10 protein-coding genes are annotated in these 11,914 nt (G+C 61.7%); 4 read left to right on the top strand and 6 right to left on the bottom strand.

What is annotated here, in order from left to right; genetic code table 11:
• Nucleotides 1-116 precede the first annotated feature (116 nt).
• The gene (locus AC1D10_RS24905) at nt 117-2,102 is read left to right on the top strand and encodes a TadE/TadG family type IV pilus assembly protein (RefSeq protein ID WP_477276547.1); all 1,986 of its coding nucleotides are present in this window, start codon (nt 117-119) and stop codon (nt 2,100-2,102) included.
• A gap of 132 nt (nt 2,103-2,234) precedes the next feature.
• Nucleotides 2,235-2,867, top strand: a complete 633-nt coding sequence (locus AC1D10_RS24900) for a LysE family translocator (protein ID WP_477276545.1) — start codon at nt 2,235-2,237, stop codon at nt 2,865-2,867.
• A 31-nt stretch (nt 2,868-2,898) separates the two neighbouring features.
• Here the strand turns inward: AC1D10_RS24900 and AC1D10_RS24895 are convergent, their stop codons facing one another.
• Together AC1D10_RS24895 and AC1D10_RS24890 are read right to left on the bottom strand one after the other, a co-directional pair.
• Nucleotides 2,899-3,762, bottom strand: coding sequence for a dienelactone hydrolase family protein (locus AC1D10_RS24895; protein WP_477276543.1), 864 nt, complete (start codon nt 3,760-3,762; stop codon nt 2,899-2,901).
• 123 nt (nt 3,763-3,885) lie between these two features.
• On the bottom strand, nt 3,886-4,710 hold the full coding sequence (locus AC1D10_RS24890) for a DUF2189 domain-containing protein (protein WP_477276541.1): 825 nt from the start codon (nt 4,708-4,710) through the stop codon (nt 3,886-3,888).
• Nucleotides 4,711-4,998: 288 nt separating this feature from the next.
• Here AC1D10_RS24890 and AC1D10_RS24885 point away from each other — a divergent pair, with 288 nt between their 5' ends.
• Together AC1D10_RS24885 and AC1D10_RS24880 are read left to right on the top strand one after the other, a co-directional pair.
• Complete coding sequence (locus AC1D10_RS24885) at nt 4,999-6,222, top strand: TadE/TadG family type IV pilus assembly protein (protein ID WP_477276636.1); 1,224 nt, start codon at nt 4,999-5,001, stop codon at nt 6,220-6,222.
• 314 nt (nt 6,223-6,536) lie between these two features.
• Entirely contained in the window at nt 6,537-7,052 is a 516-nt protein-coding gene (locus tag AC1D10_RS24880) for a CAP domain-containing protein (RefSeq protein WP_477276539.1), read from the top strand.
• A gap of 42 nt (nt 7,053-7,094) precedes the next feature.
• On the opposite strand, the gene AC1D10_RS24875 is transcribed toward AC1D10_RS24880, so the two are convergent.
• The 4 genes from AC1D10_RS24875 to AC1D10_RS24860 form a co-directional block, all read right to left on the bottom strand.
• The gene (locus tag AC1D10_RS24875; RefSeq protein WP_477276537.1) at nt 7,095-8,132 is read right to left on the bottom strand and encodes an isopenicillin N synthase family dioxygenase; all 1,038 of its coding nucleotides are present in this window, start codon (nt 8,130-8,132) and stop codon (nt 7,095-7,097) included.
• A 113-nt stretch (nt 8,133-8,245) separates the two neighbouring features.
• The gene (locus AC1D10_RS24870; protein WP_477276535.1) at nt 8,246-9,778 is read right to left on the bottom strand and encodes a DHA2 family efflux MFS transporter permease subunit; all 1,533 of its coding nucleotides are present in this window, start codon (nt 9,776-9,778) and stop codon (nt 8,246-8,248) included.
• Nucleotides 9,779-10,092: 314 nt separating this feature from the next.
• Complete coding sequence (locus AC1D10_RS24865; RefSeq protein WP_477276533.1) at nt 10,093-11,268, bottom strand: HlyD family secretion protein; 1,176 nt, start codon at nt 11,266-11,268, stop codon at nt 10,093-10,095.
• Entirely contained in the window at nt 11,265-11,744 is a 480-nt protein-coding gene (locus AC1D10_RS24860) for a MarR family winged helix-turn-helix transcriptional regulator (RefSeq protein ID WP_027038640.1), read from the bottom strand. The genes AC1D10_RS24865 and AC1D10_RS24860 overlap by 4 nt, the downstream gene beginning before the upstream one ends.
• Nucleotides 11,745-11,914: the final 170 nt, after the last annotated feature.

Here is an 11,914-nt window from a genome sequence, read left to right as displayed (position 1 = left end):
TAGCGGTTGGTGAAGCGCGGGCCAGGCAATCGAGCGGTTTCCCAAACCCGTCCTTCAGCGTTTTATGGAAAGTTGGCGTTTGATCAGGAATCCGCCGGCGGGGGCCGCACCAAGACATGTATGAACTCTGGCGTCGCTTCTGCCGCGACAAACGCGGCAACTATGCTCTTATGACGGTCGTTGCCATGGTTCCGCTGATGGGCGGCCTGGCAATGGCGGTCGACTTCACCGAGATGAACCGTCAAAAACAGACTGTGTCGAATGCGCTCGACGCCGCCAACTTCGCCACGGCCCGACGGCTGACGGAAGGTGCGACCGACGATCAGTTGAAAGCCTATGCGCTCAACTTCTTCAACGCCAATCTCAACAACGTCAACCCCGCCAACACGACGCTCAATGTCACCTTGCCGAGCAACACCAGCGGCGGCGGCTTGCTCAAGATGAGCGCGCGGCTTGACTACAAGCCCTATTTCTATCCTGTCTTCGGCCAGCTCATCGGCAAATCCCAAACCGACGCGAACCGGAGGATCAGCTTCGACGTCAGCTCGGAAGTGCGGCTGAAGAACACTCTGGAAGTTGCCCTGGTGCTCGACAATTCCGGATCGATGACCAAGACCGGAACGGGCTCCGGACAGAAGCGCATCGATCTCCTCAAAAGTGCGGCTAAACAGCTGGTCGACACGCTCGCCCAGCAAGCTGCAATGATCAAGCAGCTCGACAAGCCGGTACAGTTCGGCCTCGTGCCGTTTGCCGCGTCGGTGAATGTCGGTCCCGGCAACGGCAACGCATCGTGGATGGACACGGAGGGCCTGTCGCCGGTATCGAACGAGAACTTCGACTGGTCGACGCTGAACACAGCCAACAAATACGCCCAGCAGACCAGCGGCATCTGGTACAAGCGCGGCTCCGGATGGGGTGCCGATGAAGGCCAGATGCTGACCCGGTTTTCGCTCTACCGCGACATGAAGGTCGTCACCAATCACGAGCGTGTCACCAACAGCAAGCGCGTGGTGTGCGACGAATACTACTCGAACAACACCTGCAAACGAAACCATGACGAGTACGACTACATCGATTCCTATGGCCCGTTCGCCAGTTGGCAGGGCTGTGTCGAGGCCCGGCCCTACCCCTACAATGTCAACGACGCGCCGCCATCCGGCGGCTCAGCGAACACCGGCATAGGGGTCGGCGATCCGGCGACGATGTTCGTGCCGATGTTCGCCCCGGACGAACCCGGCAATCATTGGAAGCTCACCCAGGATCCCGATGAGGCTACGCCGACAACCTATGGCGCCGTGAACAGCTGGTGGAATGACGACCCGACGAGCAGCACCGGCCAATCCCGGCTGCGCAACATGAGCAAGTACTATATGCCCCGGCCGATGAGTGCACCGGCGCTGCCGTCCGGCACTGGCCCGAACTACAGTTGCACCACCAATCCGATCACGGCACTGACCGATGTCAGCATCGATGCGGGGCTCACCTCGATCAAGGCCGCGATCGACCTGATGCAGCCGAACGGCGGCACCAATGTTCCCGAGGGCATGGCCTGGGGTTGGCGGGTGGTTTCGAGCGGCGAGCCGTTCACGCAAGGACGCCCGGAAACGGAGAGAGGCAACGACAAGGTCCTGATCGTGCTGACCGACGGCGCCAATACCTACTACACGCCTTCGTCGCTCAACTATTCCGACCCTGCCGACTCGAAATCGACCTATGCGTCCTACGGCTATCTCCAGCCCGGTTACAACGGCACTTCGGTCGGCCGCCTGTTTCTGGGCACATCGAGCGCCATTGGCCAGTTCGACTATTCGAACGGCAACTACACGAGTGCGCTCAACGAGCAGATGGCGACGCTTTGCAACAACGCCAAGGCAGCCAACATCATGGTGATGACGGTGGCGCTCGACCTGTCCACGACCAACACCAGCGATCAGGCGGCGATCGCGGCGCTGAAATCCTGCTCGTCGAACTCGCGCTTCCGCAAGGATCCGACGGACGCAAGCAAGCCTGCCAAACTGTTCTGGAATGCCACCGGCGCCACCCTGTCGAACGATTTCAAGGAAATCGGCAACGAATTGTCGAACCTGCGCGTCGTCAGCTGATCCGAAGGCACTGGCAGCCCTCTGGCGCAACGGCTGGCGGCGCCATGCCCTTGCGCGCGCCTGCCGGGACAGGCACATGTTGGCCGCTCGTGGGATTGTGCATCCATTTCGCGGTGCGTGGGGAACGAACACATGCCCGAAACCGCCAATCATCTCGCCTTCGCGCTGGTCTGCCTCGGCATGGTGCTGACGCCGGGCCCCAACATGATCTACCTGATCTCGCGTTCCCTGTTGCAGGGGCCGAAGGCGGGGCTGATCTCGCTTAGTGGCGTTGCGCTCGGCTTTCTCTTCTATGTGCTGGCGGCGGCATTCGGCATCACCGCGCTGCTGCTCGCCGTGCCCTATGCCTATGACGCACTGCGCTTTGCCGGTACGCTCTATCTCCTGTGGCTCGCGTGGCAAGCGGTGAAGCCGGGTGGGCGCTCGCCGTTCCAGGTGCGTGAACTGCCGAGCGACCGGCCGCGCAAGCTGTTCGCCATGGGGCTGATGACCAATCTGCTCAATCCGAAGGTCGCGGTGCTCTATCTGTCGCTGCTGCCGCAGTTCATCAGCCCCGGCAAGGGCCATGTCCTGTCGCAGCTTCTGGTGCTCGGTGCGACGCAGATATCGATCAGCCTCAGCGTCAATGCCATCATCGCGGTGACGGCGGGCTCGATCGCCACATTCCTCGCCGGACGGCCATTGTGGCTGGTCATCCAGCGCTGGATGATGGGCACCGTGCTGACGGCACTTGCGCTCAAGATGGCGACCGACGCGCAGCGTTGAGATCGAAAGGGCAAGACGGCGATCACCGCTGTCAGCCGCCGAAGACTTCTTTCAGAAATGCATGAGAGTCGCGGATCGATTGATCCGCTGCAGCCGCATTGTACTCAATCCGGTGACCATAGGCCTCGATGCCAGTCTTGAATTCCGGCGAGTCAAATGCATGACGAGCACCGGGGTAGACGTCAAGCTGCACGGCGCTTCCCTTGCCGCTGCGCTGCGCCATCATCTCCTGGCATTTCTTGGCGGGGCTGAAATCGTCAAGCTCGCCAGCAAGAATCAAGGTCGGGACTGCCATGTCGCCATTCGCTACGGAACAATTCGGATAGTAGGCAATCGCTGCCTTGAATTTGCGCTCCATAAGCCGCTCGGCGCCACCAAGTTGCACGGCCTCGAGCGTTGCGATCCCGCCGGCGGAGAACCCCATCAACGCGATGCGCGACGAGTCGACAAAGCTGTATTTTGACAGGAATTCCAGAGCGCCGTAGGCGTCATAGACGCGATCAGCAAGGAGGCCATTACAGGTATCATGAATGCCGCGCGTGCTGAAGCTGTCGACAACGAGGACGACGTATCCCCAAGAAGACAATCGTTCGGGCCAGAGTTCCTTTGCACTCGGGAACATGCCCGCGCATCCGTGGAGAAGGACGATAGCTGGGAACGGTCCTTCACCCGGCGGCCGCGTCAAATACCCGTTCAATGGCGTGCCGGGGAAAGCTTTGAGCACTTGCCCGTTTTGTTGCGCAATGCGTTCGTGAAACGGCGTCGGCCTCACAGCCGCGCTTTCAAATTGCACCGGCTGGTCGGCGCTTGCCAGCGCGATATCGAGATAGCCAGCAATGCCAAGGCAGATCAGCCAGACAGGTTTTTTGAGCAATCCCAGCGGTTTGCACGCCATGGCTCAGTCTCGGTCACTTGGTCATTGAGAGCGCCCGACAACCGGACGTCTCGGGTTTTGTCAGGCGCTCTTTGTCAGGCGCTCCAGGGCGTGCTCATCGGCGGCCAGAACCAGACGGCTTCGTTACATCGGTCGCCGGATTTGCTGTACCCGCTCCGGCTCCACCACCTTGCGGTAGAGATGCCAGGTGGCATGGCCGAGCACCGGCATGACCACGGCGAGCCCGGCAAACAGCGGGATCGAACCGATCACCAGCAGCACGGCGACCATCAGCCCCCACAAGGCCATTTGCAGCGGGTTTGCCATCACCGCGCGCGCCGAGGTCTCGATTGCCGAAACGGCGCCGACATCGCGGTCCAGCAACAGCGGAAAGGCAACCACCGTGGTGGCAAGCACAACCACGGCGAAGACAAAACCGGCGGCGTTGCCGGCGAGGATCAGCGTCCAGCCCTTGCCGGTGGTCAGCACCTCGCGGACAAAGCTGCCGATCGATGCCGGCGGCTGGTCGCCGAACAAGGCGATGTAGATCGACTGCGCGGTGTAGAGCCACAACAAGAACAGCGCCACCAGCATGATACCGATCACCGCGATCGACGGGATCGCCGGCGAACGGCGCACGTCGAGTGCATGCCGCCAGGAGGTGTTCATGCCGAGTTCGCGCCGGCGGCTGATCTCGTAAAGGCCGAGGGCCGCAAACGGCCCGACCAGGGCGAAGCCAGACATCAGGGGATAGATGAGCTGGATGGCGTTGGCGCCGGACGTCCATCGCGTCAGGATCAGGCCGACAACGGGGTAGATCAGGCAAAGAAACACGTAGTGCGACGGTTTTGCCCAGAAATCCTCGGCGCCGAGGCGCAACGCGTCCCTGAGATCCGCCGTGGTGATGTGGCGCACCGTGGGCTGCACGTGCATTCCGCGTGCGTCCGCCATGACATGAAAGCCGGCCATAACCTTCCTCCCGTGTGTCGGGGCGGTCACCGCCTGGATGGCCGCCCATAGCTGCCACTTCAAGAACGAAGTCACGATAACAGATTTGGCGCTGGCTGTCGTCGCGTCAATGGCTTGGAGCAGTTCCTCGATGTGCTCCCTGTCGCCTCTCATATGCCCTGCCTTTGCAGGCTTTCGGTTGGCCAACCATTGCACTGCATTTTAGCAATTCACATTTTAGCATTTACTGAAATGTGGCGTAGAGACCCCTGGCGTATCGCTTGGCTTTACAAGTTTTGGCGAGGGGCGATGTCACTATTGAGAGGCTTCTGGTCTTCGGAGCGCGGCAACTTTGCCATGGCGACCGTCGTAGCGACGATACCGATGATACTTGGCGTGGCCGGCGCCATGGATCTTGTCGGCACGAACCATGACGCCTCGCAACTACAGAATTCCCTGGACGCGGCGGGGCTGGCCATCGGCACGAAGTTCTCTCCCGATATGACTGCTGGCGATGTTCGGCAGCTTGGGCTGCAGTTCTTCGCCGCAAACTTGAGCGCGGCCGACCAGCAGGAATATTCGGGCAGTGTCTCCGCATTCGCGGCAACGGCCAGCGGCAGCCCAAGCGCCTACTTTATCTCGCTGTCGTCCAGCATAAGCCGCCCAAGCTTCATCGGCAGCGCGGCCCCCTGGCAGGCCTACCGCACGGCCTCGGTCAAGATAAAACCTGGCGCACAGGCCTGCGTGCTGGCGCTCGATCCGCATGCGTCCGCCGCCGTGAACCTGCAGGGCTCGACCAATGTTTCGATGGACAGTTGCGTGATCGCGGCGAACTCGGACGCATCCGATGCCGTCAACAGGGGCGGCTCCGCACAGGTTTCAGCGGGCTGCGTCTCAACCGTCGGCGGCACGAGCGGGCTCTTGCCACCCAGCGCCAATCTCACCTGCGGAACGCCGCACGAACATCAATACGCGTCTTTTGATCCACTGGCTGACGTCATTCCTCCTCCCTACACAATGTGTTTGCCGGTCCCAAACGGCAAAACCTACACGCTGTCGCCCGGCACTTACTGCGACAAGACATTGTCGGGGGATATCACGCTTGATCCAGGCGTCTACATCATGCGCGGCACCACCATCAAGCCGGGGGGGAACGGCAGCCTGACTGGCCAGGGCGTGACCATATTCCTCATGGAAAGCTCGAATATCTACATCAATGCCAACCAGACGGTGAACCTATCCCCGCCCAGCAGCGGCGCTTATGCCGGCATCACCATTTTTCAGGATCACGGGAATACGTCCGCCTTGACGCTGAATGGCGGCGCAAGTTCCGCACTCAGCGGTTTCATCTACGCACCGGACGCGCCGATTTCCTACGCCGGCAACTCTGATATGAGCGGCCAGGGCGACTGTCTCAGGCTTGTCGGCATGACGGTGCAGATGACCGGAAACTCATCCGTCAAGTCGGACTGCGCGGCGGCGCTTGGAAATCGGGCAATGTATGCCGACCGGATGATCACTCTGGTGAAATGACAGCCGCCTCCCACGTTTCGACCTAACGGCTCGGCGGAGCCGGCCGCTCACACGTCTCGATCGACACGTTGGCTGTGGACACTGAGGCGCATCAGTCGGATGCCAAGGCGACTAGGGCGGACGCAAACACGTCACGCTGCCGCTTCGCTTTATTCGTCACAACCCAAGCCCTCCAATGACGGGCCATCCAAGAATAGCCGGCCACGTGTAGTAAATCACCTTCCGACCAGCACAACGGCTCCGATCGCTGCGCAGCTTGCAATTCTCGCCGTCCTGCCCGGCAAAAGCCATGTTCGCGCGTATTTCAGATGGGCATGACCATTGCCAAAATCGAAACCCATCCGATTCCGAATCTGAACAGGCGAATGCTGCTGAAAGGCCTCGGCCTCGCGGCACTGGCCGGGCTCGCCGCCTGCAGCACCATTTCGCTGCCGACCGGCGACGGCGCCGGCGTCTCCTCATCCGCCACCGGCACGCTGGCCAATATCCGCGCCTCGGCGGGACTAGCGCCGCTGGTCGCCGACCCGCAACTCGAGCAGGCCGCCTTGCAGCAGGCCGGCTACATGGCGCAGCGCCGCCGCATGAGCCACACCACCGGCTGGGGCAAGGATTTCGCCTCGCGCGTCAAGGACAATCGCATCGCAGGCGCGGCCGCCGAGAACATCGCCGAAGGCCGCTTCGACCAGCAGAAACTTTTCGACATCTGGGTTCATTCGCCCGGCCATCGCCGCAACATGCTCGACCAGCGCTTCACCCGCTTTGGCCTCGCCTATGCGCGCGACGGCCGCGACAGCGCCATCCGCTACTGGAGCCTTGTGCTCGGGAAATAACTCGGGAAATGAGAAGCGTCCCGGTATCCGCACGCAGGCGCCCTATTTGGTCGTCGCCTTGAACTTCGCCATGAGATAGGGGCCGGACAGAACCGGCTCGTATTTCGCCGCCTCGCCATCGGCAAGGCATACATCCAGAACCTTGATCTCGGCGTGCCAGTTCGGCTGATGGAAGAAAGCCATGGACTGGCGCCGGTCCTTGCTGCCCTCTTCCGCCGGGGGCCCCTCTTTTGCGGCCGGCCCTTCTTTTGCCGCTGGCCCTTCTTTTACCGCTGGATTGACCACGCGGTGCACGGTGGAAACCCAGCGATCGTTGGTCCAGCGCGCCATCAAGTCGCCGATGTTGATGACGAACGCTCCCGGTATCGGCGGCACTTCAGTCCACGCGCCGTCCGGGGTGATGATCTCGAGGCCGCGCGATCCGGCCTGCGGCAACAAGATGGTGAGGCTGCCGTAATCCGTGTGAGCACCGGCACGGATCTGGCCGGGCTTCGGTGCAGCATGCTGTTCGGGATAGTTGAGAGCCCGCAGAGCGCTGATCGGCGCATCGAGGAAGCTGTCGAAATAGTTTTCGGGCAAGCCGAGCGCCGTAGCGAAAACACGCATGATGCGCACGGCCAGATCCTCGAGCGCCGCATAGTAGGCCTTCCAGGCCTCGACGAAGCCGTCAGGCGCTTGCGGCCAGATGGTCCGCGCGTAGCAGAAGGCCAGTGCTTGCGGGTCGTTCATGCCTTGCGGCACGCGGAGCGGTCCGCCGTTGAAGCTCTCCTTCAGGTCCGGCGGCGTGTCGACATTGCGCGATTTGGCCAACGCTTCGAGCTCCGGTCCGAGGTAGCCGTAGGGATAGCCTTTGTAAGGCGCCTTCGAGCGCTGCTTTTCCTCCGGCGACAGGTCGAAGAAAGCGCGCGCCTTCGACCATGCCGCGTCGATCACGGCCTGGGGAATTCCATGGTTGGTAACGGCCAGAAAGCCGGTACTGCGGCAGATGCGGTCGACGTCGGCGCCGAGCGCTTTTTTCTTCTCGGCGTCGGCGCTTTCGAACCGCCCGAGATCGAAAACCGGGAATGCAGGCTTTTGCATCGCTATCGTCTCCAGCCTCGGCACTGCCCAGGACGAACACGATAGTCCCTGAGCCTAGCAATGTTGGCTAGAGGACATTGCGCTGGAAGGGCAATGCCAGCGCCTCTGGCAGCTCAGTCCATGTGTGCGGCTGGTGCGCCACCGACCGGCGCCTGTTTTGGCTTGCGGAGCAGGAAAACAAACGGAATGGAAATCAGGGTCATTACCATGAGGATTTTGAAGTCATTGACGTAGGAGATCATCATCGCCTGCAGATTGACCATACGATCAACCTCCGAAAGCGCCATTGGATCGCCGCTTGCGGCCGCCGGCGAGACCGCCCACAGATTGGGGTTGAACGGATTGATAAACGCCGAAAGCTCGGTGTGATTGACCTGGGTGTTGCGCACCATCAGAACCGTCACCACCGACACGCCGATGGACGAGCCAAGATTCCGCACCAGGCTGAACAAGGCCGTGGCATCCGTGCGGAAGCGCACGTCAAGCGTGGCGAAGGCCACAGTCGACAGCGGCACGAACACCATTCCCATTCCCAGGCCCTGGATGACGCCGGAGCTGATGATCAGCCAGTTGTCCATCTGCGGCGTGAAGCTGGACATTGTGTAGAGTGATTGCGCGGTCAGCAGAAAGCCGATGACGACGAGGATCCTGGCGTCGATCTTGCTCATGAGCCGCCCGACGACCAGCATCGAAATCATCGTGCCGACACCACGTGGCCCAAGGACAACGCCAATGGTGATGGTCGGATAGCCGAAGATGGTCGACAGCATTGGCGGCAGCAGCGACATGCTCGCCAGGATGAGCACACCCATGACGAAGATAAACGCCAGCCCGGTGACGAAATTGCGGTCGAGGAATATCTTGGGATCGATGAAGGGATGTTCGGCCGTCACCGTGTGGATGATGAACACCCAGAAGCCGGTCAGCGAAAGACCAAGCTCGATCCAGATCTCATTCGAGGAAAACCAGTCGACCTCGCCGCCGCGATCGAGCAGCAACTGAAGCGCCCCGACGCCGAGCGATATCATGGCGAAGCCGAAGAAATCGAAACCGCGCACCCGCCGAGCAACAGCCGGCAAATAGGCGGCCATGCCGAGGAAGGCGACAATGCCGACCGGCAGGTTGATGAAGAACACCCAGCGCCAGTTGAAATTCTCGGTCAGCCAGCCACCGAGCGTCGGGCCCAGAATTGGCCCCAGCATGATGCCGGCGCCCCAGATGGCCATCGCCTGGCCATGCCGTTCCCTGGGGTTGATGTCGAGCAGGAAGGTCTGCGACAACGGCACGATCGCGGCGCCGAACACGCCTTGCATCAGCCGGAAGAACACTATGCTCTCCAGGCTCCAGGCGATGCCGCACAGCATCGAGAACAGCGTGAAGCCGACCACCGCCGTCAGGAACAGTTCCTTGCGGCCGAAGCGGTCGGCCAGCCAGCCGGTGACCGGCGTCATGATGGCGGCGGCAACAATGTAGGACGTCAGCACCCAGTTGATGTTGTCCGGGGAGGCACCGAGATCGCCGGTCATGGTCGGCAGCGCGACGTTGGCGATGGTCGTGTCGAGCGCCTGCATGATCGTCGCCAGCATGAGCGCGACCGTGATCAGGCCACGATGCGGCACTTCTTTGAATGGTTCGGGCGTGCTCATGATGCGGAACTTCCGGCAGGTAACAAAATCGTGTACGGTGGGTTTCCGGGCGGCAAAGCCTTCCGTTGAGAGACCCTCATCGCGGTGGGACGCGATTTGTCGATGTGGGGGTTACATCGACCGAAAGTCTCGATTGAGCGGATGCCTGCCGCCCGGAAACATGAGGACCGACGGGTCCGTGTCGAAGATTTCAGATCTCGATCAAGCCGCGACGCGGCTCGGTCCAAACGCTGATCCTCCTCACCCCTCCCATCAGACCAATCCCCTAGTACTCGCTTCCACCCGCTTGGTTCCCCCACGGGCTTCCGCCGATTTTACTTCGCTGCCTCGCCAGCCGTGGCGTGGCCAAATATGGCGGGAAACCCGCGCGCCACGCCGGTATCGACCGTAACGGTCGCGCTCATGCCGGTGCGCAACGCCATCTTGGCGTCGGCATCGGTCAACTCCAGGCGCACCGGAATGCGTTGCGTGACCTTGACCCAGTTGCCGGTGGCGTTCTGGGCCGGCAGCAGCGAGAACTCTGCACCCGTGCCGGCGCCGATCGCCTTGACCGTCGCCTTGAAGGTGCGCCCCGGATAGGTGTCGACCACGATCTCGGCCTTCTGGCCCGATATCATGTGGGTCAGCTGGGTTTCCTTGAAATTGGCTTCGATCCAGGTGTCGCCCGTCTCGACCAGCGAAAACAGCGGCGTGCCGGAACCGACATACTGACCGACCTTGAACGATGAGGCCTGGCTGACGACGCCATCAGCCGGCGCCTTGACCGTGGTCTGCTCCAGATCGTAGGCCGCCTTGTCGCGCGCCGCGAGCGCGGCCATCACGGTCGGGTGCTTGTCGGTCTCGATGTCGGGATTGCCGCCAAGTGCTGCCTTGGCGCTGATGATGCCTTGCTCGGCAACGGCCAGCTGCTGCTTGGCCTTGTCGAGATCGTTCTTGGCCTGGTCCAGCGACGACTTGGCGTTGATGCCCTTCTGGGCAAGGTCGGCAGCGCGGTCGAACTGCGACTGGGCGAAGGCAACCTCACTGGCACCGGACTTTTGCTGAGCCATCGACTGGCCATAAGCGGCACGCAGTTGCTCGACATTGAGACGCGCGCCCGCCACCGCCGCGTCGGCCTGGGCCAGTGCGATCCGGTAGGGCTCCGGGTCGATGGCAAACAGCACATCACCCTGCTTGACCAGTTGGTTGTCGGCAATATCGACCTGAACGATGCGGCCCGCCGTGTCGGAAGCGATCGACACCTTGGCCTGCTGCAGATTGGCGTTTTCCGTCTCCTGGTAGCGGCCGCCGGTAACCCAGACGTAACCGCCGCCGATAGCCAGTGCCGCAGGCAGCGCAAGCATCAGCAAAGAGCGGCCCAGCCGTCTCTTTTTCTTCACCGGGGCCGGCTGCACCGGAGGAGCAACCGCCAGCGGGGCCGTGGCCGGCTGCGCCGGCGCTTCCATTTCCAGCTCGGTCACCTTCTCGTCTATCTTGGCTGCGGCGTTCATGCTGCTGCGCCCTCTGTATTCTTGACTTTTTCAATGGACGGCGTCTCGTCGTCAGTCAGGTTGCGGACCATCGCCTCTAGCCCCTCGATGAGGACACGACGGGCTTCCGGCTTCACGCCGACCAGCGATTCCTCATAGACTTCTCCGGCAATGCTCTTGATCACGGCGTAGGCGTCGCTCGCCTTGGGCGTCAGGAAGATCATGCGGACGCGGCGATCGGCGGCGTCGGAGCGACGCTCGATCCAGCCACCCTCCTCCATGCGGTCGACCAGACGCGACACGCTGATCGGCTCGATTTCGAGAAGTTCGGCCAGCCGCGCCTGCGCGACACCGTCTTCCTTGGCAACGCGGACCAGAAGCCGCCATTGCGCCGAAGAAAGCCCCAAACCACTGGCCCTCGCCTCGAAGCGCTTGCGCATCAGGCGCTGCACGTCGTGGATCAAGAAGCCCAATCTGTCTATGCCATCAGAAACCATGAGCGGCATATATAATAAGCGTGCTTATTATTCAAGATGCTCGTCGCACCGGAAGCCGGCAAATGTTCATGACAGGTCTGCTGCGCAATCATGGTTAGCGATTGGTAAACGCCTGGGCGGCGGCCATGGCAGTCTGCATGACCCATCCACCGTATCAGGATGCGCGCACT

It is taken from the genome of Mesorhizobium sp. P2_A8 (assembly GCF_056404935.1).
Note: the sequence above shows the minus strand (reverse complement) of the source record. Positions and strands in the feature narration are given on the sequence as shown.